At 46.1% G+C, this 24,862-nt stretch carries 27 protein-coding genes; 16 read left to right on the top strand and 11 right to left on the bottom strand.

Annotated features, from left to right (window positions below; translation table 11 throughout):
* Positions 1-83 precede the first annotated feature (83 nt).
* The 9 genes from TSUB_RS20205 to sufE all read left to right on the top strand — a co-directional run bounded on the left by TSUB_RS20205 (position 84) and on the right by sufE (position 9,304).
* Positions 84-2,336 carry a ribonucleoside-diphosphate reductase subunit alpha gene (locus TSUB_RS20205; protein ID WP_087024653.1) on the top strand — a complete coding sequence of 751 codons (2,253 nt, stop codon included), beginning with the start codon at positions 84-86 and terminating at the stop codon, positions 2,334-2,336.
* Between the two features lie 113 nt (positions 2,337-2,449).
* A complete protein-coding gene (locus TSUB_RS20200) occupies positions 2,450-3,382 on the top strand; it encodes a ribonucleotide-diphosphate reductase subunit beta (protein ID WP_087024651.1) in 933 nt (310 codons plus the stop codon).
* 13 nt (positions 3,383-3,395) lie between these two features.
* Positions 3,396-3,638, top strand: a complete 243-nt coding sequence (locus TSUB_RS20195; RefSeq protein ID WP_087024649.1) for a glutaredoxin — start codon at positions 3,396-3,398, stop codon at positions 3,636-3,638.
* Between the two features lie 141 nt (positions 3,639-3,779).
* On the top strand, positions 3,780-4,148 hold the full coding sequence (locus TSUB_RS20190) for an iron-sulfur cluster assembly accessory protein (protein WP_087024647.1): 369 nt from the start codon (positions 3,780-3,782) through the stop codon (positions 4,146-4,148).
* Between the two features lie 3 nt (positions 4,149-4,151).
* Positions 4,152-5,624, top strand: coding sequence for a Fe-S cluster assembly protein SufB (gene sufB / locus TSUB_RS20185; protein WP_087024645.1), 1,473 nt, complete (start codon positions 4,152-4,154; stop codon positions 5,622-5,624).
* A 5-nt stretch (positions 5,625-5,629) separates the two neighbouring features.
* Positions 5,630-6,376 carry a Fe-S cluster assembly ATPase SufC gene (gene sufC / locus TSUB_RS20180; RefSeq protein WP_087024644.1) on the top strand — a complete coding sequence of 249 codons (747 nt, stop codon included), beginning with the start codon at positions 5,630-5,632 and terminating at the stop codon, positions 6,374-6,376.
* Positions 6,369-7,631, top strand: a complete 1,263-nt coding sequence (sufD, locus tag TSUB_RS20175) for a Fe-S cluster assembly protein SufD (RefSeq protein WP_087024642.1) — start codon at positions 6,369-6,371, stop codon at positions 7,629-7,631. The genes sufC and sufD overlap by 8 nt, the downstream gene beginning before the upstream one ends.
* On the top strand, positions 7,631-8,890 hold the full coding sequence (locus TSUB_RS20170; protein WP_087024640.1) for an aminotransferase class V-fold PLP-dependent enzyme: 1,260 nt from the start codon (positions 7,631-7,633) through the stop codon (positions 8,888-8,890). Before sufD ends, TSUB_RS20170 begins: the two co-directional genes overlap by 1 nt.
* Positions 8,891-8,893: 3 nt before the next feature.
* Entirely contained in the window at positions 8,894-9,304 is a 411-nt protein-coding gene (gene sufE, locus TSUB_RS20165) for a cysteine desulfuration protein SufE (protein WP_087024639.1), read from the top strand.
* A 112-nt stretch (positions 9,305-9,416) separates the two neighbouring features.
* Here the strand turns inward: sufE and TSUB_RS20160 are convergent, their stop codons facing one another.
* A complete protein-coding gene (locus TSUB_RS20160; RefSeq protein ID WP_087024637.1) occupies positions 9,417-10,307 on the bottom strand; it encodes an EamA family transporter in 891 nt (296 codons plus the stop codon).
* A gap of 103 nt (positions 10,308-10,410) precedes the next feature.
* Here TSUB_RS20160 and TSUB_RS20155 point away from each other — a divergent pair, with 103 nt between their 5' ends.
* The 6 genes from TSUB_RS20155 (at position 10,411) to TSUB_RS20130 (ending at position 16,356) form a co-directional block, all read left to right on the top strand.
* The gene (locus TSUB_RS20155) at positions 10,411-11,814 is read left to right on the top strand and encodes an aminotransferase-like domain-containing protein (RefSeq protein WP_087024635.1); all 1,404 of its coding nucleotides are present in this window, start codon (positions 10,411-10,413) and stop codon (positions 11,812-11,814) included.
* Between the two features lie 198 nt (positions 11,815-12,012).
* A complete protein-coding gene (locus tag TSUB_RS20150; protein ID WP_087018930.1) occupies positions 12,013-12,771 on the top strand; it encodes a hypothetical protein in 759 nt (252 codons plus the stop codon).
* A gap of 189 nt (positions 12,772-12,960) precedes the next feature.
* Positions 12,961-13,407 (top strand): hypothetical protein, encoded by a 447-nt coding sequence (locus tag TSUB_RS20145; protein ID WP_087018932.1) that lies wholly within the window; start codon positions 12,961-12,963, stop codon positions 13,405-13,407.
* A gap of 97 nt (positions 13,408-13,504) precedes the next feature.
* Positions 13,505-13,702, top strand: coding sequence for a hypothetical protein (locus TSUB_RS20140; RefSeq protein WP_087018934.1), 198 nt, complete (start codon positions 13,505-13,507; stop codon positions 13,700-13,702).
* 317 nt (positions 13,703-14,019) lie between these two features.
* The gene (gene fabV / locus TSUB_RS20135; protein WP_087018936.1) at positions 14,020-15,186 is read left to right on the top strand and encodes an enoyl-ACP reductase FabV; all 1,167 of its coding nucleotides are present in this window, start codon (positions 14,020-14,022) and stop codon (positions 15,184-15,186) included.
* Between the two features lie 222 nt (positions 15,187-15,408).
* A complete protein-coding gene (locus TSUB_RS20130) occupies positions 15,409-16,356 on the top strand; it encodes an alpha/beta hydrolase (protein WP_087018938.1) in 948 nt (315 codons plus the stop codon).
* A gap of 100 nt (positions 16,357-16,456) precedes the next feature.
* Here the strand turns inward: TSUB_RS20130 and TSUB_RS20125 are convergent, their stop codons facing one another.
* The 7 genes from TSUB_RS20125 to TSUB_RS20095 all read right to left on the bottom strand — a co-directional run bounded on the left by TSUB_RS20125 (position 16,457) and on the right by TSUB_RS20095 (position 20,938).
* A complete protein-coding gene (locus TSUB_RS20125) occupies positions 16,457-16,783 on the bottom strand; it encodes a hypothetical protein (RefSeq protein ID WP_087018940.1) in 327 nt (108 codons plus the stop codon).
* 128 nt (positions 16,784-16,911) lie between these two features.
* Positions 16,912-17,208, bottom strand: coding sequence for a hypothetical protein (locus tag TSUB_RS20120; protein ID WP_221274654.1), 297 nt, complete (start codon positions 17,206-17,208; stop codon positions 16,912-16,914).
* 206 nt (positions 17,209-17,414) lie between these two features.
* Positions 17,415-18,098 carry a T3SS effector IpaJ family cysteine protease gene (locus TSUB_RS20115; RefSeq protein WP_087016222.1) on the bottom strand — a complete coding sequence of 228 codons (684 nt, stop codon included), beginning with the start codon at positions 18,096-18,098 and terminating at the stop codon, positions 17,415-17,417.
* Entirely contained in the window at positions 18,098-18,583 is a 486-nt protein-coding gene (locus TSUB_RS20110) for a helix-turn-helix domain-containing protein (protein WP_087016224.1), read from the bottom strand. The genes TSUB_RS20115 and TSUB_RS20110 overlap by 1 nt, the downstream gene beginning before the upstream one ends.
* A 227-nt stretch (positions 18,584-18,810) precedes the next feature.
* Entirely contained in the window at positions 18,811-19,881 is a 1,071-nt protein-coding gene (gene rsgA, locus TSUB_RS20105) for a ribosome small subunit-dependent GTPase A (protein WP_087016225.1), read from the bottom strand.
* A gap of 376 nt (positions 19,882-20,257) precedes the next feature.
* On the bottom strand, positions 20,258-20,428 hold the full coding sequence (locus tag TSUB_RS20100) for a hypothetical protein (protein WP_159064745.1): 171 nt from the start codon (positions 20,426-20,428) through the stop codon (positions 20,258-20,260).
* Between the two features lie 171 nt (positions 20,429-20,599).
* Positions 20,600-20,938 carry a zinc ribbon domain-containing protein YjdM gene (locus TSUB_RS20095; protein ID WP_087016227.1) on the bottom strand — a complete coding sequence of 113 codons (339 nt, stop codon included), beginning with the start codon at positions 20,936-20,938 and terminating at the stop codon, positions 20,600-20,602.
* 262 nt (positions 20,939-21,200) lie between these two features.
* Between TSUB_RS20095 and TSUB_RS20090 the strand changes: the two genes are divergently transcribed.
* On the top strand, positions 21,201-21,704 hold the full coding sequence (locus TSUB_RS20090) for a glycine cleavage system transcriptional repressor (RefSeq protein ID WP_087016229.1): 504 nt from the start codon (positions 21,201-21,203) through the stop codon (positions 21,702-21,704).
* 46 nt (positions 21,705-21,750) lie between these two features.
* Here the strand turns inward: TSUB_RS20090 and TSUB_RS20085 are convergent, their stop codons facing one another.
* The 3 genes from TSUB_RS20085 to TSUB_RS20075 all read right to left on the bottom strand — a co-directional run bounded on the left by TSUB_RS20085 (position 21,751) and on the right by TSUB_RS20075 (position 24,703).
* On the bottom strand, positions 21,751-22,416 hold the full coding sequence (locus tag TSUB_RS20085; protein WP_087016231.1) for a DUF3047 domain-containing protein: 666 nt from the start codon (positions 22,414-22,416) through the stop codon (positions 21,751-21,753).
* Between the two features lie 71 nt (positions 22,417-22,487).
* Positions 22,488-23,516, bottom strand: coding sequence for a metal-dependent hydrolase (locus tag TSUB_RS20080; RefSeq protein WP_087016233.1), 1,029 nt, complete (start codon positions 23,514-23,516; stop codon positions 22,488-22,490).
* Between the two features lie 68 nt (positions 23,517-23,584).
* Entirely contained in the window at positions 23,585-24,703 is a 1,119-nt protein-coding gene (locus tag TSUB_RS20075; protein WP_087016235.1) for a GGDEF domain-containing protein, read from the bottom strand.
* Positions 24,704-24,862 lie beyond the last annotated feature (159 nt).

Below are 24,862 nucleotides of genomic sequence, written 5' to 3'. Positions count from 1 at the left end.
TTGTAATGATAACGATTATCAATTAGATCTAAAAATAGAACATGTAGTGCTAGAATAGATTAACAAACACAAGATATAGAATCATGGACGTAATTAAACGCGACGGCCGCGTCGAGAAAGCAAGCCTCGATAAGGTCACCCGTCGTATCGAAACGCTTGCAGAAACACTCACTGTAGAACCTATCGCTGTTGCCCAGAAGGTGGTAGCAGGTCTTTATGATGGCATTCAGGTCACACAAATTGACGAATTCGTTGCCGAAACGTCAGCGGCAATGGCGGCAGAACATCCTGACTATGCGACATTGGCTGCGCGAGTCATGGTCAGTTCCCTGCACAAAGAAACCAAAGGTTTCATCGAAACCACTGAGATCATCGGCGCCACTGGCCTACTCTCAGAAGACTACTTAGATAAAGTCGCCCGTTTAGGCCCAGAAATTGTGGAACTCATAGATTACAATCGTGATTTCGAGTTTGATTACTTTGGATTTAAGACGTTAGAGCGCTCCTATCTGCTCAAACACCACGGCGTCGTTATCGAGCGTCCGCAAGACATGTACATGCGCGTTGCGCTCGCGATTGCACCGGAAGAGATCAGTGAAATTCAAGAACTCTATGATATGTTGAGTGCGGGTTATTATACCCATGCGACGCCAACGCTCTTTAATGCAGGTTTGAAAATGCAACAACTGAGCTCGTGCTTCTTACTCGGTATGCAAGAGGACTCGATCGAGGGCATTTACGACACCCTGAAAGACTGCGCACTCATTTCTAAGTCCGCAGGCGGCATTGGTTTGCATATCCATAATATTCGTGCATCAGGCGCACCCATTTTAGGTACCAATGGTGTTTCGAATGGCATCATTCCCATGCTCAAAGTTTTCAATGAAACAGCCCGTTACGTCGACCAAGGTGGCGGTAAGCGAAAAGGCTCGTTTGCCATCTATCTCGAACCATGGCATGCCGATGTCGAAGCATTCCTTGATTTACGCAAAAATCACGGCAAAGAAGAGTTCCGAGCGCGCGATCTTTTCCTCTCTCTTTGGGTTCCTGACCTCTTTATGGAGCGTGTTGAAGACGACGCAGACTGGACGCTCTTTAGTGAGCATTCCGCGCCAGGACTTTCCGATGCTTATGGCGACGCCTTTAAGACGTTATATGAACAATATGAAGCTGACGGTCGAGGCATTAAGACCATCAAAGCACGCCATTTGATGACACAAATTATCGAGTCCCAAGCGGAAACCGGCACCCCCTACATGCTTTACAAAGATGCATGTAATGAGAAGTCGAATCAGAAGAACCTAGGCACGATCAAATCAAGTAACCTCTGTGCAGAGATCATGGAAGTGTCGACCGCAGACGAAACAGCCGCGTGTAATCTCGCTTCCATTGCCCTACCTAAGTTTGTCGAGAATGGTACGTTCAACTTTGAGCAACTTCATCACGTCACGCAGATCGCGATCAAAAACCTCGACCGCGTTATCGACGTCAACTACCACCCGACCGATAAGATCACGCGTTCAAATCATGCGCATCGCCCTGTCGGTCTCGGCGTTCAAGGCTTGGCAGATGTCTTCTTCAAGCTTCAACTCCCTTATGATAGCGAAGAAGCTCGCCAGCTCAATCGAGACATCGCAGAAACGATGTACCATGCTTCGCTTCAAGCGTCAGTCGAACGGGCAAAACAACATGGCACTTACACAAGTTACGACGGTTCACCTGCGAGTTCCGGGCTGTTACAGTTCGATCTCTGGGGTGTCGTGCCGAGCTCACGTTGGAACTGGGAAGCGCTAAAAGCCCAGATAGCGCAACATGGTCTGCGAAATTCTCTGCTTATTGCTCAAATGCCCACCGCTTCAACCGCTCAGATCCTGGGTAATACCGAAGCGTTTGAAGCGCAAACCAGCAATATTTATAAGCGTCAAACCTTGTCTGGTGAGTTCATCATCATCAACAAACAGTTAGTAAAAGAACTCGAAAAACTCGGCCTTTGGACCCCCACTGTTCGCGATACCATCATTGCCCATAACGGCTCGATTCAAGACATTGCAGCAATTCCAGAACACCTCAAAGCTATCTATCGTACAGTTTGGGAAATGTCGCAAAAAGTGATCATCGACATGTCTGCTGAACGCGCGCCCTATGTTTGCCAATCGCAAAGTCTCAATCTTTGGCTTGCCACCCCAACCTTCGCACAGATTAATGCGATGCATTTTTACGCTTGGAAGCGCGGACTGAAAACTGGCATGTACTACTTGCGTACCAAGCCATCAACCAATGCCGTCAAAGTCACCGTCGGCAATCAGGATGAAGACTGTATTAACTGCGGTGCCTAACACCACCTTAGGGCATTGAGCCATGCATTCGTGATATCGCCACCAACATTTATTTACTTTTCCTAGCCACAGGAAGGGGGCGGTATCACGCTCAAAATGAAGAGAGAGACACGATGATAGTAAAAAACAAGTTCAGCCTTTTCCCCATCCAATATGAAGAGATTTGGCAAGCCTACAAAACGCATGAAGCCGCTTTTTGGACCACAGAAGAGCTAGATTTTGCGCAGGATATTCCCGATCTTCAAAAGCTCACCCCGGGGGAGCAGCACTTTATCCGTCATGTCCTTGCGTTCTTTGCCCAAAGTGAAGGCATGATCAATGAGAATCTCCTAACACGCTTTTATGGCGAAATAGAAATCGCTGAAGCGCGCTGCTTCCTCGCTTTACAGGCATTTAATGAAGTGATCCATGCGGAAACCTATGCCTTGCAGTTAGAGACCTATATTCCGGATGTGGAAGAGCGCGAACGCCTCTTCAATGCCATCGAGAATGTGCCAACCGTCAAACGTAAAGCTGAGTGGGTCATGAAGTGGATCTCTTCTGACAAACCACTCCCCATGCGTCTTATCGCTTTTGGTTTGGTTGAAGGGCTGTTCTTTGCGGGTAGCTTCTGTGCCATTTACTACTTCCGCAAACGGGGCTTACTAGCGGGTCTTGCCGCGAGCAATGACCTGATCGCCCGCGATGAAGGTTTGCACTTCAGTTTTTCAGCCTTGTTGTTTAAAACGCTAGGTCTTGGGCAGGTAAGCCAAGCCGAGTTTGAAGAAATCTGTCGCGAAGCCGTTGCCATCGAGAAGGAGTTTGTCACAGAAGCACTGCCCGTTGATCTGATTGGGATGAATGCCGAACTCATGTGTCAGTACATTGAACATACTGCTGACGTCATTGCGGGACTGTTCCAATTTGAGCCGATTTACAACGCAGAAAACCCATTCGATTACATGCGCTTACTTGACATGGAAGGCAAGACAAACTTCTTTGAAAAAAGGGTGACTGAGTATAAACGCCCACAAGACCGTCACTTAGCCTTTGATGCCGATTTCTAATTGGAGTAAGACGATGAAAATTGAAATGTTCAGCAAAGATAACTGTACACAGTGCATCGCCGCGGCGCATTGGCTCGCACAGCAAGGACATCAGGTGGAAACCTTGAAACTGAGTGTCGATTTTGACAATCAGACGTTATTTACCCTCTTTCCAAATGCACGCACCTACCCGCAGTTTCGACTCAATGGCGACACCATTGGCGACTTTTCAACCTTAAAGTCTCATCTCGCCTTCGTCACTGAAGCAGAATTCTAGCCGCGTTTCGTCGCGACTAGAAATACCGACAGTCCACACAATCATGCGCATTGTGTGGACTTATCCTCATTTCATTTGTGGTTGATATGTTAATGATAACCATTATCATTACATTCACATTAACATGCTTAGGGCAATCTCATGGATACAGTAAACAACGACACCATGGACTTCTCGCTTGATGATATCAGCTGGAAAGGACTGACCTTAACCGAGGCGGCGGCAAAGCGTATCCAACAGCTCACGAGTGAAGAAAGTTGGATTCATATTTCTGTTAAGCCTTCCGGGTGTACCGGGTATGCCTATGTGATGAAACAGATCGATGCGCCGACTGACGAAGACTTACGATTTGAATCTCATGGCGCAGTCTTCTTCGCATCTCAAAAAGCGATGCCCTTTATCGATGGCACCATCGTCGACTACACCCGCGATGGCCTCAACCAGAACTTTACTTACAGCAACCCCAACGTCAAAGCCGAATGCGGCTGCGGCGAGAGCTTTGGTGTTTAACAGATGTCTACCGTAGAAATTCAAGCCGACGTACAGGAGGCACTCGATAAGTCAGGGTACAAAGAAGGGTTTTACACCCAGTTGGACAATGACACACTCGATAAGGGCATTAATGAGGACGTAGTACGTGCCATTTCTGCAAAAAGGAACGAACCTGAATGGATGTTGGCATTTCGCTTAGAGGCTTTCCGCATTTGGCAGGAGATGGAAGAACCCCACTGGTTAAAAGCCGAGTATGAGAGTCTCAATTATCAAGACTACAGTTACTACTCTGCCCCCACCTGCGGCAAATGTGAGGGTGACGACGAGAGCAACGATAGCGACGGTTCAAACGCATTTTTGACCAAAGAAGTTGAAGCCGCGTTTGACCAGCTAGGCGTACCGGTTCGAGAAGGTAACGAGGTAGCGGTTGATGCCATATTTGACTCTGTCTCTGTGACCACAACCTATCGTGATGAACTGAAAGAGCACGGCATTATCTTCTGTTCATTCAGCGAAGCGATCCATGAATACCCTGAGCTCGTTCGCAAGTACATTGGTACCGTTGTTCCGCCCAAAGACAATTTTTTTGCCGCGCTGAATGCGGCCGTCGCTTCCGATGGATCATTTATCTATATCCCGCCCGGTGTAAGATGCCCACGCGAGCTGTCAACCTATTTCCGCATCAACCAAGCGAAAACAGGCCAATTTGAACGTACCATCTTAATCGCCGATGAAGGTGCGTATGTCAGTTACATCGAAGGCTGTTCTGCCCCAGTTCGAGACACCTATCAACTGCACGCCGCGGTTGTTGAAGTGATCATTCACGACAATGCAGAAGTAAAGTATTCAACCGTGCAAAACTGGTACGCAGGGAGTGAAACCACCGAAGGTGGTATTCTAAACTTCGTCACTAAACGCGCTCTTTGCGACGGGGTAAACAGCAAAATGTCGTGGACCCAGTCTGAAACAGGCTCTGCGATCACATGGAAATACCCCAGCGTTATCCTTAAAGGCGACAACTCGGTCGGTGAATTTTATTCGGTCGCCTTAACCAGTGGCACACAGCAGGCCGATACGGGCACTAAGATGATTCACATCGGCAAAAACACCCGCTCGACCATCATCTCTAAGGGTATTTCTGCGGGTCAAAGCGAAAACAGTTATCGTGGTCTTGTTAAGGTGCTGCCTACTGCTGAAGGGGCGCGTAACTTTACTCAATGCGACTCAATGCTCATTGGCCCTGATTGCGGTGCCCACACCTTCCCTTATGTAGAAGTCAAAAATAACAGTGCCCAGATCGAGCACGAGGCGACCACGTCGCGTATCGGCGAAGATCAACTCTTCTATTGCGTGCAGCGTGGCATCAGTGAAGATGACGCTATCTCAATGATTGTTAATGGATTCTGCAAAGATGTTTTTTCAGAACTCCCGTTAGAATTTGCGGTTGAAGCGCAAAAACTCCTTTCCATCAGCTTGGAACACAGTGTTGGCTGACCATTATGTTAGAAATTAAAGATTTAAAAGTCAGTGTTGAGGACAACCAGATCCTTAACGGTATTAACCTCTCAATTAAACCGGGTGAAGTTCATGCCATCATGGGGCCTAATGGCTCTGGTAAAAGTACCTTATCTGCGACATTAGCAGGTAAAGAGGACTATGAAGTCATCGGTGGCGAGATGCAGTTAAAAGGCAAAAATTTGATCGAGCTCGATCCGGATGAACGTGCTGGTGAAGGCGTGTTTCTTGCCTTTCAGTACCCGGTTGAAATTCCCGGTGTCAGTAACAAGCTGTTTCTTAAAACAGCATTGAATGGCATCCGTGAATATCGCGATCAAGCCCCGCTGGATCAATTCGATTTCGAAGACCTCCTCGAAGAGAAAGCTAGCCTCCTAAAAATGCCTGTTGATCTTCTAGAGCGATCAGTCAATGAAGGGTTCTCTGGTGGTGAGAAAAAGCGCAATGATATTCTGCAAATGGCGGTCTTAGAGCCTAGCCTATGTATTCTGGATGAAACGGACTCAGGCTTAGACATCGACGCACTTAAAGCTGTCTCTGACGGTGTCAACGCGCTGCGTGATGAGCACCGCGCATTTATCGTTGTTACCCACTATCAGCGTATCCTCGACTATATCAAACCTGATTTTGTCCATGTGCTCTACAAAGGCCAAATCGTTAAATCTGGCGACCATACGCTTGCATTAGAGTTAGAAGAGAAAGGCTACGGGTGGATCACAGGCGATGAATAATATCAGTGAGGATCAACGACCCAATGCCCTTTCATCTCTGACAGCTTTGGGCGAAAAATCGAGTTGGCAGCAAGTTCAATGGCGACATTTTAAAGCGCTTGGCTTGCCCACAGCAAAAGACGAGGATTGGAAATACACCTCGCTAGAGGGCTTTCTTAATCTCCCGCTGCGATCACCTTCGCGTGATGACATTCATACCGTCTCCATTGAAAGCCTTACTATCGGCTTTGATTGCTATCGCATTGTGCTTTTCAATGGTCAACTCATCCGCGAAATGAGTGATCCGATCCCCGGTGTGAACGTTGATAACATCGACCATATCAGTGATGCGAAACAGCAACTGCTTAATGCAGCCGTAAAGCCAGAAGCGTTTTCATTGTTGACTGATGCGACTGCCACAAGTGGTCTATTCATTGAAGTGGCGAAAAAACAGCGTATCGACAAACCGATTTATCTCTTTCATATCAACAGTGGTGAGCATGGTGATTTGTGCAGCTACCGGCACCATATTACTGTTGGCGATCAAGCCGAGTGTAGTGTGTTTGAACACCACACATCACTGGCGCAAGGTGGCGGTGTGACGTGCGCAAGACTGACCGCCTCTGTTGGCGCAAACGCCCAATTTAACCATCTAAAGTTAATTGAAGAAAGCCACCAGCAGCACCATTTTGGCCACAATGACATCGTGTTATCTCGCGATGCACAAGCGAGCTCTCATACCTTCTTATTGGAAGGACAAGTAAACCGTCATCACACCAGCGCCGTGCTTGCTGGTACAGGGAGTCACATCGAAATGAACAGTCTATCCCTACCGACATCAGGGCAGACATTCGACACCCGTACTTATTTGGATCATCACTCTGCACATTGCACCAGTGAACAAGCACATAAAGTTATCGGAAAAGGAGATTCAACCGCCGTTTTCAATGGCATGATCTATGTCCACAAAGGGGCCATCAAAACCGATGGGCAAATGGACAACCACAATCTTCTGCTTGATGACAAGGCACAAGTGAATAGCAAACCTCAGTTGGAGATCTACGCCGATGATGTGAAGTGCAGCCACGGTGCAACAACAGGCCAGCTCGATAAAAATCAGCTCTTTTATCTCCAAGCGCGTGGGATTCCCAAACAGCTGGCAGAAAAAATGGTGACGTTTGCTTTTGCCGGTGAGTTGACCGATGCCATTGATGATTTGAACGTACGGGAACACATAGTGCGACGAATTGAACAAAAAATAGAAAGCGAGCGCTGATGACTGTCGATACTCCAACATCCTCTCCTTGTTTTGATCATGCGCTTGCCCAACAATGGCGGGCGCAATTTCCTACATTGAGCCAAATCGTTAACGATAAACCGCTCATCTACCTTGATACCGCCGCCACTGCCCAGACACCGCAACCCGTAATCGATAGAATGACCCACTTCTATCAACATGAGTACGCGTCTGTGCACCGCGGTGTGCATCGGTTAAGTGCCGATGCCACTCAGAATGTGGAACAGGTTCGCGACGATGTGCAGCATTTTTTGAATGCAGAACAGCGAGAAGAAATTGTCTTCACCAAAGGGACCACAGAAGCGATTAATCTCGTTGCTCATGGTTATGTGAAGCCGCATTGTCAATCTGGTGACGAAATCATCATCACCGAGATGGAGCACCATGCGAACATTGTGCCTTGGCAAATTGTGGCAAAGGAGTGCAATTTAACGGTTAAAGTCTGGCCGATAACGCCTCAAGGCGAATTAGACATCAACGACTTGATGCCGTTGCTCAGTGACAGAACACGACTTATTGCCGTCAGCCATGTCTCTAATCTACTTGGCACAGTCAATGATATAGCAGCAATTAGTCGCATTGCCTCAGAGCGCGGTATAAAGCTGCTGGTTGATGGTGCACAAGCCGTCATGCATCAACACGTCGATGTCAGCAAACTTAACTGTGATTTCTACGTGTTTTCAGCCCATAAGCTCTACGGACCAACCGGTATCGGTATCCTTTATGGCCGCAAATCACTGCTTGATGAGATGTCGCCGTGGGAAGCTGGCGGTGCCATGATTGATACCGTCTCCATTCCCTCAGGGACAACATACAACCGTGCGCCTTGGCGTTTTGAAGCAGGTACTCCAAACATTGCCGGCATCTTAGGCTTAGGTGCAGCGCTACAGTACGTCAACGAACTCGATCTCGCCTTGGTTGAGAAGCAGGAAACCGTCCTGCTCGAGTATGCATTGAACGCCTTGGAAACGGTACCTGGGGTAGAGGTGTACGGTTCACCTCAACAACGCGCGGGGGTTATCCCGTTTAACCTCACTCCCCATCACGCCTATGACGTAGGTATGTTTCTTGATAACTATGGCATCGCGATCCGGACAGGCCACCACTGTGCAATGCCACTGCTGAAAAAACTCGACCAAAGTGCCATATGTCGCGCATCGATTGGTTGCTACACCACAAAAGAAGATATCGATGCATTTGTGCATGCACTGCACCGTATACGGACGTTACTAGGATAAGCAATGACACCAGAAAAACTACAAAAGAACTTTGCACGATGCAAAGATTGGGAGCAAAAGTATCTCTATATCATAGAGCTGGGTGAAAGAATCCCTGTCATTGATGCTTCAAAACAAACGTCAGACTACCTTATCCAAGGCTGTCAAAGTCAAGTTTGGGTCGATATGCAGATCGATCAGGACACCCAAACACTCACCCTCAAGGGAAACAGTGATGCAGCCATCGTCAAGGGTCTCGTGGCCGTTGTATTCATCGCCTTTCAAGGGAAAACACGCCAACAGGTTGTCGATTTTGACATCAAAGCATGGTTCTCAACATTGGAACTAGAGCAACAACTGACCCCTACTCGCACTCAAGGCTTGCATGCGATGGTGGGCGCAATTCAAAAGTTCGCTTTGCAGCAGTTATCGTGATTATTCTCAAGCTACGTCAAGATTGTTTCTATTGAACCCATGCCATCAGCCCTCTCGCAGTGAGCTGATGGCATCGTTAAAGCTCAGTTTAGGTGGTTTGCGTATTTGATGTTTACACTGACTTGAGCATCCCCGTTACACGCGCGAATAAACTCGATGGCAAAATGATGCTAAGAATGCCACCCAAAAACAGTACGCAGGCCAAGGTTTGCAGAGTGTTAAGCGCTTCACCAAGGATTAGATAGCCACTCAATAAACCAAATACTGACGTCAGCAAGGTTAAAGGTGATACGGTACTAAATGGATACTTCAATAACAGTTTATTCCATACCCAATAGCCGAATAACGTTGTTGGATAGGCCTGAAAAAGCACAGCGACTGTGGTATCAAGACGCCACAGATTAACGGTCTCTGCAATCACTTCGCCACCATGAATCCCCACTGCGAATAATATCAATGGAAGAGGTGCAAACAACATTCCCCAAATATTAAACGCAAACGCCTGCTTCACACCTGATGCTTTGACTATCATGCCGCTCGCTGTCCAACACATCGCCGACACAGCAATCAACACTAGCCCAAAGTAACTAAACTCGCCTTGCGTCGCGATAAGTAACACCCCTAGACCAGATACGGCCAAGATGGAACCGAGCAGCTTTTGCGCCGTCAATGTGTCTTTATAAAACAACACCCCTATAATAATCCCAAACAGCACGTTGGTTTGTAGTAGCACCGAAGAGACCCCCGCTCCCAGCCCTACGGTAATTGACCATGAGGCCATCCCCCAAACACCCACACCAAAAACAACGCCATAAGCAACCAGATACCGCCACTGCACCTGCGGCCTAGGGATAAAAAATACCAGTGGGAACACCGCCAATGCAAAACGCGCGGCTGTCATCATAAGTGGGTTTACTGCCGTTGCAGCTAGCTTGATCATGACAAAATTGAATCCCCAAACTGCCATGACTAACACCGCGAGCATACTGTCTCTCTTATCCATCCTCATCACTCCTCATTCTCAACCGTTGAAGTGAGTGTGACTTGTTAACCCATAACAATACAGATACAATTTTTACATAGTTTTCCAGTACAGATATCTAAGTATGGCGAAGTATCAAGAGATTGCTGACAAGTACATGTTGGAAATTCAATGTGGCCGCATTGCGCCGGGCACTCGAATGCCTTCCATACGACAGTTGGCTCAACTACATAATGTCAGCAACTCAACCGCAGTGACTTGCTATCAAGAATTAGAATCAAGGGGCTGGATATCAGCAAAACCCAAAGCAGGTTTTTTTGCCAAGGGGTTAAGTACTTCACGGCATAGTCCCGACTTCGCTTCCTTTAACGCAGGTATTAGTTTACCCACTGTCAAACTCGCCCCCTCCTTAGCGCAGAATGGGCCTTTAGGTACGGCTTCTAGTCCAATGGATGACACAATCGCGCGGCAACTGAATCGTGCGATGAAACGCGCCATGCAACAACTCAACAGCCACCTCACCTCTTATCCCGCTCCTGCTGGTGAACCTGAGCTAAGACAAGCACTCTCGATGCACTTCTCTTCTAACGGTTTTGCCTTTTCTCCTCAAGAGGTGGTCATTACCCACGGTTGTATGTCAGCGGTGAAAGCCGCCCTCGAATCATGCACGAAGGTCGGTGATGTCGTCGCGATCAGCTCCCCTTGCTTCAACGGTCTCATTACACTTCTCGCGCAAATGAATCGCAAGATCCTTGAAATCCCTTCAAAGCCTGATGGCATCGACTTAGCTCAACTCGAGCAGCATATGGCCAACGCTACTATTGCTGCGGGGTTGTTTTGTACGACGCATATGAATCCGCAGGGCATCACCATGTCTCCAGCGCAGAAAGAAACATTAGCATCGCTCGCCAATCGGTATCAGATCCCCATTATTGAGGATGACGTCTACATTGAACTCTCCTATGACGGTCGCAGCCCTTTACCGGCTAAGTTCTTTGACAACAATGGCTACATTCTTTGGTGTGGCTCTATCTCTAAGACACTGGCGGCAGGTCTGCGTGTTGGATGGTGCTTACCGGGGCGTTATTACGATAAGATGGTGCAACATTTCTCAGCGGGTAGCTATGGCGTATCCTCCCCCACGCAACATGCTATTGCTGAGATAATCAACAGTGGACATTACAACAAGTCACTCATACGCAAGCGCTTAGATCTAGTACAGCGATGCCACGAATATCGCCAATACTTGGAAGCTCGTCTACCAGCAAGTATTAAATTCAGCCAACCACAAGGCGGCCTCGTGCTTTGGATGCAAATCCCAAAAGAATATAGCCAAAGGTGCTTGCAAGAAATTAAGCAATCTCAATTAGACATTCGAGCAGGCGAATTATTCACAACGCGCGATTTATATTGCGACATGGTCAGGTTAAATATTGGCCACCCACTTAGCGAGAATGTAATTAAACATCTGAACAGGTTAATAAGTATAATTAATCAGCAAAACCTGAAGACTCAACCTATCATTTAGTACACATAACTCACCAAATGAACGTGTTTTTGCATGACAAAACCCACGACTTAAGACGTAAGTCGCAAAAATACTGCAACGTAATTTATTTGTTGGCATTCCGTTATAAAAACAACAAAATACCGCCCCAGTAATTATGTTTATTATTAATTACCATAATGAAAACAGTTTTCTTTATATCGAATAATAGGTATCTACTTGAAACTATCTAAGTCAATTCCCTTCGCAATTTTTTCTTCACTTTTTATTAGTGCTTGCGGTAGCAGCTCCACTGAATCTTTCATCGACTCTGGACCTACCACCGACAAAGCCGTGGGTAAAATCGTTGGCTATGCAGCTGACAGCGGCAAAGTCTCTCTTTACGTTCTCCCAAACGGTGCCATGACCGTTGAGTTTCTTGGTCAGAAAGGCTTTATCTACACCCATGACACACAGTCAGGTAATACCCTTTCTACAGATAACGTTTTACTCTATAAAGATGGCGATAAGCAGGGTGAGTTCAAAGTCTCACTGACCAAAGGAAATGATGGATTTTTCAGTCACGCAGAAATTATCGACAATACGGGTGTAAGTCATAAATATACACTCTCACATTCGGTGCTAGATCTGAAAGACGAAGAATTAGATGTGAATGTACTGACGGGATCAAATAAAATACAAATTACTGCCCCGAATGTTATTCAGTTTACTACCGAGCAAGGGTGTCATTACACAGCCAGCTACGAGGTCGCACACAGGGATATGCAAGTACACAAGGGGAGCACTGAGATGCATCTTTCTGCGCATCCTTATCTATTTAAGACGACAGAAGGCAATTGTGCACCGATTGAAGGCCATATTTCCTATACGAAATCAATTATCGACCAAAGTACCATTACAAGTTATTTGCTCGACGGTTTTGGTGAAGAGCAACTTCAAACACTGCATGAAGCCATTTATATACAGGCGGAAAACTAATTCGCCACATGGCAGGTATGTTAGCCTGCCTTTTTTCTTCCATTTCAGCTGATAAGATTCAAAAACTGACTCTCTTAGAACCACAACTAGACCCTTTCTTAGTTAATCTATAGCTCCTCTAGTAGTTTCCCCCATTTACTTTCAAAATGCCGTTTTATCTAAAAATCAAGTCGTCGTGAAGGAAGTATAATGAGCCGTATTCTAAAAGGCACAACAGCCGCTTTACTCGCATTAAGTTTGACCGCATGTGGTGGTGGCGGTAGCGAAGATGAAAGTGCTTCAACACCAAAGAAAAAAGGCACACATACCTATGCTACCACGAGTGGTCTATGGGCTTTATCAGAGCTTCCAGACGGCTCGATTATTGTTAATAACTTTGGCAGCAATGGCTTTATTTATAATGAACGACGTTCAGAAACCGGTGATTACAGTGTCAACGATTTTCATCTTTACGACAATAGGAGTAATGATAAGGAAGTCACTTACATTGGAAACATCAAACTCGATGACACAGGCTTTTCATCAAAAGCGGAGTTTGAGGTCGTTAATGGGTTCGGTTCAAATACCTTTCTGTCATTACGTATGGGTAAAGCCAGCAGCCATCGTCGGGTACCTAAGTGCCAATGCTATTCATGATTTCAGCGCACTGGATATCGTCGACCACAATACAGTACGCTTTACAACGCAACAAGGATGCCATTACACCGCCGACTACCGTGTCTCAGACCTTAGTATGATCGAAGTCGAGCAAGCGGGTATGACGGTTAAAACCGCCAATGCTGCCTATGTCTTTAAGACAACGGAAGGTAATTGCCAACCAATCACTGGATATATTGCCTATGGGGAATACACCATGGGAGAAAGTACACTGAAAGGCTTCTCTTTGGTGGGCTTTGGTGAAGAGACATTACAGACGTTAGTACAGATCTAATCGTTGCTAGAGATACTCAAACCATCTCAAGATGCAGAATTCAGAAGCGGCCTAACACGTCACGTTCAAAGTAAAGGTGTGAAGGAAGGCTTTCCCTTTCAAGCACCTTTAACGCAGAAGCGGTACCATCACTTATGGCGAGGCCAATATTGACGGACAAAAATACGCTGGCTTTATCCTAGAAGGCTATGGGGCAAACACCATTCAACAATTGGTTGAAATTCCAGGGCTGTAAAGCGTAAATCAAACACATGCCTTGTGCTTGATTCTCTTTCCTGTGTAACCTAGGGCTAAGAATTGCCTCTAGGTTACACGGTATGAAAATATCTCCCATCATCAAGGGGGTCGTGGCTAAGAATGCGCACCCCGCTGGCTGTGCTGCGGCCGTAAAACAACAGATAGACTTCGTCAAACACGCACCACAGGTGGCACAAAACCGTCAACGTGTCTTGATTCTCGGCGCTTCATCTGGTTTTGGTCTAGCAAGCCGAATTGCACTCACCTTTGGTGGCGCAAAATCTGATACTATCGGGGTGTCGTTCGAAAAAGGCCCTAGCGAAAAAGGCACTGGTACTGCAGGCTGGTACAACAATATCGCCTTTAAGCAATATGCGGCGTCGGAAGGACATATTGCCATCAACATTGTGGGCGATGCATTTTCTCAAGAAACACGCAACGCGGTAAACCAAGCGATTGACACCTATTTCGGTGGACAGGTTGACCTGCTTATCTATAGCCTTGCGACCGGAATTCGACCCAAACCGAACAGCGAGGAATGGTGGCGCTCATCCATCAAAACCGTCGAAACGCCCTTTTCCGGCCTCACAGCAGATTTAGAACACGATCGCCTCATCGAAACGCATGTCACTGCCGCTTCGGAGCAAGAAATCGATGACACTGTCAAAGTGATGGGCGGAGAAGATTGGCAGCAGTGGGTCTCTCTCCTTCTCGCGAAGGGACAATGCGCGCATCAATTTCAAACCTTGGCCTACTCCTACATTGGCCCTGAACTCACCTACCCTATTTATCATCACGGCACGCTCGGACTCGCCAAACAACATCTTCACCGCACAGCAAACACCATCAACGAGCAACTTACACCGCTCAATGGCAGTGCTTATATTGCTGTTTGCAAAGCCTTAGTGACGAAAGCCAGTGTTTTTATCCCTGCTTTCTCTCCTTACCTACTCGCCCTTTTTAAAGTGATGAAAGCAAAAGGCTTACACGAAGGTTGTATTGAGCAGATGCATCGTCTGTTTTATCACAAGTTTCAACCAAACAGTCTCGTGCCATTATCCGACGACAGCCGTTTAATTAGGCTTGATGATTGGGAGCTACAAGAAGAGGTTCAACAAGAAGTGCGTGCCCTTTATCGAAAGATCACCCCACTTAACTTTCAAGAAATAAGCGATTATGAAGGGGTTAAGCGCGATTTCCTTGCACTAAATGGCTTTGCGATTGACGGCGTAGACTATGGCGTATAATCAAGCGACTTACAGGCGCTGGATGTAGTAAAAGAAGGAGACTCAGACGAAGGCGTAAAGGAATCGGTTGCAACCTATGCTTGATGCGCTGGTACATTGCTGTACTGAAACCCTCGCCTCAACTTTCAAGAAGAAACGCGACCTTAGTGGCGAGGTTACGCCAATTTTTTGTAACACAGTGACTAAAATTATTGGCAAATAGTTCACATCAAGGAGAGCACTATGCGTCATGTCAGCGAAGACCTTGCCCTTTGGCTCAATAATTTTAATCAGCAACTTCCTATTTTGATTGGTAATGGCTACCGACCAACGTCAACCAACGCGCGTGAAGGGTTGGCAAACCTCACCCAAGAGCTCGTCACCTCATCACCGACCGTTGCAAGAGTACAGGACGATGTCGTCAGTGGTGATACGTTTGATGTGCCCGTAAGAATCTATCATCCAATTCCATCGCAGTCATTGCCTGTTCTCGTATTCTTCCATGGCGGTGGACATATGGCGGGCAGTGTCACCGTCTACGACCCCATCGCGCGAAAGCTTGCCACTGCCACCCAGCATATTGTGGTATCGGTTGATTACCGTTTAGCGCCAGAATGCCGCTATCCCTGTGGCGTAGATGATGCCTACACGGTTGTAAAAGGTATCTGGAACACGTTAGATAACAACAACATTCAATACCAAAAACAACTATCGATTATGGGAGACTCAGGCGGTGGCGCGTTAACAGCGACGATCAGTGAGAAAGCGCAACGGGATGAAGAAGTCATCATCACCAATCAAGTCTTGGTTTACCCCAGTCTTGATTACACTATGGATCATTACTCTTACACTGAAAATGGCAGTGGCTACCTGCTTCACACGGCCAAAATCAAATGGTACTTCGACAACTATTTTAACCCAGACGACGATCGCCGCGAAGCATCGCCACTTTATGGTGAGTTCACTGACAAACTGCCTCGCACTTTGCTTTTTACCGCAGAATTTTGTCCGCTTCGTGATGAAGGCATTGAGTATTGCAAAAAGGCTGAGTATGGCGGTGCCGAAGTAAAACATGTCCATTTTGAACACATGATCCACACCTTCTTGAACATGGAAGATGTTGCTCAAGAAGCCTGTGCCAGTGTCTACGGACAAGTGAATGCGTTCATCAATCACAAGCCGACAAACTGATCGCACTTGTGCGACAAACCACTAGGAATCTTCTCAGAAGAAGCCCATCAAAAAGGCCAAAGTATCTCTACTTTGGCCTTTTTCAGTCAATTCTCACTGTTTAATCGCGCGCTGCGTTGAATTCGCTGCGACGCTTTTCTAACTCTTCGGCTAAAAATTGAGCTGTATGCCGCATGTCGTTACGTTCAAGTGTAATCATCAACTGGATACGAAGGCTCTCTGCTTGCCGCTCAATCTGCAATCGTTTTGGTGCTTCAGGCGCTAACGTCGACGCTTTCTGATAATACTCGACGATCGCGGTATAGAGTTGAGATTCAAAACTGGTGCGCTTTAAAGGCTCAGCAGGCTTGTCACTGATTTTGCCTTCCGCTTTGCGACGGTTCCAATCCTGTATCTGATTTTCGGCAAGTAAGTCGAAAATACTCACAGCGCGCTCCTCTAAAATATACTTACGCTGTATACAGTATCAGAAGATAGCCACCATTTCCGCTAGCAAACACGCAACAAATTGATTACAACACGCATTTTCAGTAACAAAAAGTTAATTTTGTCTACTTATACATCATCTTTAGAGCACTCTAAGCGAGTGGTAAAGCAGATACCGCCCTTCTCTTTACACTTCGCAAGCGTCTTACCCTTGGCTTCAGCCTCTGTACGCCCAGTGCCAAACACACCACCAGCGTTAAGGTCGTCAATGTAGCAACCCCAAATATTATCGCGGCTATCGTCTTTACCCGGGCGGCCAGGAAGGTTAATGATGGTACCTTGCTTAGCGATCAGCTCCACCATCAATCGCTCCAGTTGCGCAATATCACTGCGCAATAGCCGCACTTCTTGTTTGAGCGCTAACACTTCCTCATGCGTTGCTTTTTCAACTTGGGATGTGTTCGCCGATACAGAACCACACAGTAGCAGAAAAGGAAGAAGTACAGAAAAAGCCGTTTCATATCAATACCTAATTTTGAGAATACACTCTCTTTTATCAAAGAAAGTATCAACAGAAAAGCCGAACTAAAGATTAATTACAAAACTTGAACACTTTGAAGACAACTTCAAACTTATGAGGTTATTTTTGCGTTTTTCTTATCTAGAAAAACGCGAATAGACACACCAGCCCAAAAAGCGCTTTCCCGTTTATTTTGCGACCTTTCCCAACATTCAATGGGAGCCCATTTTTGAGGTGAAGAAGCGATTTGACCATCCATCCATTCTCCAATCGCATTATTGGTAATGTAATGAGAGGTTAACTTCCCGTTTTTGAGCGGATACATAATGACTGAGACCAAAAATGCCGCCTCTCCGATAGCAGATTCACCTTGCGCTAACATAGAAACAGGGACATCAAGTTGGGCAAGTTTTGGAAGTTCATACCCATAGTGTGCGTTGAGTAAATCCACCACACTCTCATCACGAAGCACCACTTCCAGCTCAAAGCCAAAATATTTCAATAATGCCGCTAAAGCAAAGATAGGGCAAAACTCGCCATCTTCGGTAAGCGTAAAGGGCGGCTCTTTGGAGGTTAAGCTGATTGCGCGATAGATCTGGATGGCCTGTTGCTTAAAACTCATCTCTACACTGAGAGGCAAAGGCTCACCATCAAACTGCTCTGACTGCCAATTATAAGAAGGAATTTCGCTTGGAAACACAGCCATGCCACCTGAATACAAGCAACACAAAATACTATAGGGAGCACATAACAGGCTCCCTTTTTCTTGCTTAAAAGCGGGAAACGCGTCCAGCATTACAACTTACGCCCCAAACGCTTTTCAATCTGGCGCTTCTCCCATTCAGGGCCGAAGAAGTTCAACAGATCGAAGGCGTTCAGACCATGCGAAATAATCCCGACACCCCATCCTAAAGCTGGCCATACAACCCAGAAATAGTCAGGACTTGTAAATAAGTTAATCACAAGCAATAACGCCATCACCGTAACGTAAGAGACGACATGCGAATAGAAGCCACGAATTTCCCTTACACGCTTCATCACTTTTCGTTCATCATCTGTTACCGTTACGCTGTCACCATATAGAGGTTCATCTTTCATTTCCGACTCCTGCGATAAATTGTCTACTTGCACTTCAAAGACAGCAGCAAGGGATTTCAATGATTCCAAACCGGGCTTATCACCCTTTTCGATACGTTGAATAGTCCTGACACTTAAGCCACTCATTTCAGCTAATTGCTCTTGTGACCATCCACGTTGTAATCGAAGTTTTCTAACAATCATTTGCTTATCCCTAACTGCGGTGTGTGGTTGCAATGTATCCTAATTTATCGACTGTCGGACACGACGTCAGCGTGACACCATGACGACACCTACCTGACATTGACATGACAGCACTTGAAAATCAATGACTTAAGTCACTAAGATAACATTTGGTTATCTATCATGCTTATTGACTCATGCGACTTCAATATGCAGGCTTCAATAACGCGTTGACCTTATTCTGTTATCTAACGCCCCTTATGCTTACGACTCTCAGCTTGCGTCACCTTGATCACTTTAGTGAACTGTCGGAATCGCTCGCGTTGCTCCGCGAGCGAAGCACCATTACGTTGCTGCTCTCGCATCAACTTTTGATAGTTCGCAAAGCGTCGTGCTTCAAGTGTCCCTTGCTCAATGGCCTGCTTCACTTTACAGCCAGGTTCACTTTCGTGGCGACAGTCATTAAAGCGGCACGCTTGAGCCAATTCTACAATGTCAGCAAACGTTGCTTCTAAACCGTCAACACACTCGGTTAACTGCAATTCACGCATTCCCGGCGTATCAATCAAGATACCGCCTTCTGGTAGTATATGCAGTGAACGAGACGTTGTCGTATGACGACCTTTGGCATCATCTTCTCGTATGCCCCCAGTCGCTTGCTGGTCCGCCCCCAACAAAGCATTTACTAAGGTTGATTTGCCCACACCTGAAGAACCCATAAACGCAACCGTGTTCGAACCTTGACACCATCGCTTAAGCACTGAGGTCTCTTCGGGATTCAAACCATTAACCACCTCAACCTCTAGAGTTGAATCCATTTGGGTTACCGCTTGGCGGTGTGACTTGATGTCATCACAAAGATCGGCTTTGGTCAGTATCAACACAGGTTCCGCACCTGCTTCTCTCACGACGGCCAAATAGCGTTCTAATCGGCTTAAGTTAAAGTCATCGTTTAATGACGATACAATAAATGCCGTATCGACATTGGCTGCAATGTACTGCTCAGCAACTTTCGCTCCCGCAGCTTTACGGCTAAATAATGTCGACCGTTCGAGTACTTTGACAAACCGCTCTTCATGATCCAGCAGCAACCAGTCCCCAACCGTCAACATAGGTAACTGTTTACTGATAGCTAACTTGATTTCTGAGGATTCAGTACGTACGACATAGCCGTCTCGATGGTGCTCAAGAACACGCCCAATTTGACACTGTTCGTACTCTTCTAACGTTAGTTGCTGTTGAAAAAACGGCTTCCAACCCAATGAAGCGATTGAAAATCGTGGTTGTGTATTGGAAAAAAGACCAAATTTTGAATGCATTATTCTTAACCCTGATAGGTTACGTACTCGAATAGTTTGAGTAACAGAGCGCTGTATAGCGTTCATAAAAAAGAGATCAGGGGAAAATGTTTATAAGGGTCTAGCGCAAGCAGCGACATATATCAGCTTGATAACTAGAACTAAACGTCCCCGGCTGAAAAACCGGACATTCAGGTGGGAAAGGGATAAAGAGAGGTTACGAGCCACGCCTATATTGTTTAAGACGCTATATGCTCACGTTATCGCTTCAAACCTGCTGTCTGGCGAATAGTGAATACAATCATCTTATGTCCTCCTAGTGGAAAGTAGTGTCAAAGCGAAATCTAACAAGCGAATGCTTAATAAGCAAGTATTAATTGAAGCCCCTTTTACGTTGCTACATCTTGAGCTTTTCTTCTCGCTTTACTGATTCAATGCGGTGAATATCATCTTCAAGTAAGCTCTTGAGGTAAGCATTTGTGTTGGTAAAACCACGGAACTTCGCCACCTGCTCTGCTTTTTTCTTTAATGCTTCGTCCAACTGCAAGACTAAATGGATCTTAGACATACCTGTTTCCAAATAACAACGTTTGGCTTAAGTATATACTCAAGTAGATGTGAAATGGACGTTAATATCCATCACGTCGCAAAAATGAAGAGCAGTCAACGCAAATGGGAAGATCCGATTTTTCGGGCTAGTTTACACTAACCCGATACATCGCCTTTAGTCAGGGGGCTGTTACGCTTTTTTAACGAACTGAGATTTCAGCTTCATAAAACCGATGCCATCCACCTTACAGTCAATATCGTGGTCGCCCTCAACCAAACGAATATTTTTCACTTTCGTGCCCACTTTGACCACTGATGAAGACCCTTTTACTTTCAAATCCTTGATCACAGTGACACTGTCACCATCTTGCAACAAGTTACCCACAGAGTCTTTGATGACTAAGCTATCGTCCATGTCGTCAGATCCATCTTGAGACCACTCGTGTGCACACTCAGGGCAAATATAGAGATCCTGATCTTCGTACGTGTATTCAGAGTTACATTGAGGACAATTTGGTAAAGCCGACATAATGATTGCCTTTGGTGTTTTGAGAAAGTGCGACAGTGTATATCAATTGTGTTTGTGTGGGTACTTAAAAAGCACTGGCATCTATCCATCCAGTCCGCACATTCATCGTTACTGAACCATGACTGAACAAACCTCTCATAAACTGCACAGTTACAATATGAAATCAATGCCTTATATGAACTTGGTCACTGATGAACCCCAAAATCTTTGCTATGGTTTTAATAAGTTCGAGAAACCTCGAATTCCTATCGGGAGGTAGCCCATGAATACAGAATTCACTATCACAATTGCAGGCCATGACAGACCAAACCTAATGAATCAACTCGCCGCGACTACGCATTCCCTCGGCGGTAAATGGCTTGTCAGTAAACTGAATCGCCTAGACAACCAAATCGCTGGCATCATACGCATCGACGTACCAAACCAAAGTGCCGTTCAATTGAAAGCGGCGCTCAGCGAAATCACCGAGTGCCATGTCAGAATCATCGATGACCTTGAGCCACTGTCAAGCAGTGTTCAAAAAGTCTCCTTGAGTGTTGAGTCTCAAGATAGACCCGGGTTGGTTCACGACTTAACTCAACGCCTTGATGATCTGGGCGTACATACATTAGCGATGGAAAACACCCGCATTGGTGTCCCTGATGCAGGAAAAACAGTCTTTATGGCAAATCTGGATGTAGAAGTGCCCGTAGAGATGGAAATAGAGCAATTGCTAAACAGCGTAGAAACGATAGACCCAAACTTAAAAGCGCACTGTAGCGTATAAACAAACATCTTACCCCGATGTTAAAACCACCGCTTGCGGTGGTTTTTTATTCCTCATTTTTCACAAGCCCATCTGCGGATAATGATAGATCCAATGTTTCAGCAGTAAAAAGCAGCTCACCATAATACCCTGCGGCCACACTCGCGCTGTTATCACCGTCTGTCATGATCGCGACAGCATGAATCTTAGTCACTGGTTCATCAAAAAAACGCTCAAAATCAGCCGCGATATTACGCGTTTCTTTCTGCCATGCTAGGGGTGAGTTGCTATCTCGCAACGCAAGCATCACAACCCGTTCGCCTGCAAATGGGTTAGGCCAGTTCTCTCCAACGCGATGAGTCTGTGACCAAACATAACTGATTGCCTTTGTTCCCCACGGCCCAAAACCCGTTTTTGCCACAACGTACACACGTAAAGCAAAATCATCACCCTCTTTGAGGCGCTCATCCTTCACTTGGGGAAATTTCGCCGGTTTCCAATGCCAAGTTAAGATGGGGGTTTCGGTGAGATCAATGTGAGATTCATTAAACAGCCCAGAAGCTCCCCCCTCGCTATGCGCAAACACACTCTCTTGCTCAATGCGATAGTCTGTTTCAGAGCCAAAGGCTTTTTGCTCCCATAGCAACATATCTTTTGGCAAAAAATGAAGTTGATTTGCATAAACGGCAAAGCTCGAAATCAACAGTATTCCAAGCAAAAATGGTCTGATCATAGCGCCCCCTATACTCGCCTTCCTATTCAGACCGCTGTAATCCTGATTGCTTTCGATAAAACTGGCTTCAATCAACTCTCTGTTGCATTGCAATTACGACACAAATCAGCATCCAGCGATTGATCGCCCATTAGCCTTAAAAGAAGCTTAGGCAAGTAGAGTTCTGCTCCGTCTAATCCATTTAGTGCAAATGGCGTATGCTGCTGCCAGCGTTCGAGGTCATCCATAGTGGCATACTGAAATTGAAACGAAAGAAAGTCAGCGATGCCCATACGCAGATCAGCAACCACCACTCGCTCTTCATCCACTTGATATCGAACGTAATCCCCGGCGAACTTTAATTGCGCTTGTAAAACATCTGGCTGATGCGCAAAAGGCCATGATCCGCGCTCTCTCACTAAGAAATCGACTTTAGGATCACTATCAAGTAGCGACGCAAGCCCTTCTAAGTACTGCTCGTCATCTAATACCACTATCCGCCAAAGCACCGTATTAAAAGGCGTTGGGGTAAGAAATAGCGGCTGGTCACGTTCATAACCTAACTCAACGAGGCTGTCTCGCGTTCTGCTTTCAATCATCCCCATCGCTATTATGCTCCAAGCAAGATAGAGCGTCGTCACAACTAATCCCGCACGACAGCGCGATGCCGCTTTATCTCTCTGCCACAACGCCATCAAAATCACGAGCAATAGTGGCAAGGTATACAAAGGATCAATAATGAAAATACTCGACACCGCGAAGTAGATTTCGAAAGGCCATAGTAGTTGGGTGCCGTAAGTCGTAAACGCATCCAATAAAGGATGGGTAATCAAAACAGCACTAATTAACACCAACAGCTTTTTAAACGACCATGAGGGTGTTAGCCAAAGATGGCACAACTTAGCGAGTAATAGAGAGAGTGGGAATAAGATCAAAAGAGAGTGGCTAAAGCCACGGTGCTTCACCATATCCGTGACAGGGTCACCATAGCTGAGTACAACGTCTAAATCAGGCAATGTGCCGAGCGCAGCGCCAGCTAGCAAAACCTTCGCATTACACTGCTTACCCGCAACGGCACCTGCGACCACTGCCCCTAAGGCCGCCTGCGTAACTGAGTCCATGTTGTTCTCACTCTTTTACTATTGTTATCAAGACCATAACAATAGCCAACAAAAAGCTCAACAATCGTCTATCCGCTTGAGACAGCACTCGTCATCAAAGGATCACTATCAACAACACGGTTACGGCCCGTTTTCTTGGCGTGATACATACGTCGATCTGCTTTTCGGTAGAGTGTCGCGAACTCATTACCATCATCACCGGCAGACGAAATGCCGATACTGGCTGAAAGCGGAATCACCTGTTGCTCATGATGGAATGTGGTGTGACTGATTACACAGCGAATATGCTCGGCTATGCGTTTCGCCTCGTACTTACCGCTGCCTTCACTGGTTATGCAAAACTCTTCGCCACCAATGCGAAAGATTTTTTCTCGCTCTGATACATTCATTTTAATCACGTTTGCGACGTGAATTAACGCGAGATCCCCCACCTCGTGGCCATACCTATCATTCACCTGTTTGAAGTAATCAAGGTCAAGTAAGATCAAACTTACCGGTTTATCACCCGATTTTTCAACGATATCCTGATACTCAGCAGCCAGCGATAAACGATTACACAATCCCGTTAATGGATCCGTCATTGCGATATCCCTAAGCCGCTTCTCCACATTTTCCCGTTGTGCTTCATACACATCAGCAATGGCCCAGATAGTGAGCAAACAAAAGACCAAATTGAACATCGAAACCCGTGAAATACTGCTTTCAGGCAGCATTAGCATGAGTTGATACGACAGCACGCCTACTGTGATAAAAACAGCATTCACCCAAAAACCTGTTTTTCTACCCAGAAGAAGGTAGGACAACGGCGGACCAACCGCGAGCCAAAGAAATGACACGCTATGTGGCTCGGCACGGTTAATAGAAAAGATCACTAGGGCATAATATACGGCAAGAAAAAGAAAGCTCTGTATCCGAAGACGTCGCTTATCCGGGGATTGAAAGAGTAAAACCGCACAGAACGAGACAAAAGAGAGGTGAGCAAATACCAGCCAAAGCACGCCACGATATAAACCGAGACCAATGTAGAATGCGCCGATAAAAATCATAATGGCTAACACCATTTGGAAGGTTTTGCGTCTGTGCGTATCCACTGCCGCATCAGAGGCGAGTTCACGGTGAACTTTCATATCATCCCTAATCCAATCATTCCAAATGATGAGTGCGAAACTCAACCAAACTTCAGACATTGACCATATCAATCTATGCGCCTGAATTAATACACAAACATTAATTAATCTCAACAGCAATGCCGAAAAATCATACCTTCAACGAATTCAATCTGGCATACAAATCACAAGTAATCCATTACATGTGATGTGAAACAAATCACTTGCACTTCACTGTAT

This window comes from Thaumasiovibrio subtropicus (assembly GCF_019703835.1).
Classification (GTDB): Bacteria; Pseudomonadota; Gammaproteobacteria; order Enterobacterales; family Vibrionaceae; genus Thaumasiovibrio; species Thaumasiovibrio subtropicus.
The sequence above is the reverse complement of the archived record's forward strand: the minus strand, read 5'-3'. Positions and strand labels throughout refer to the sequence as shown.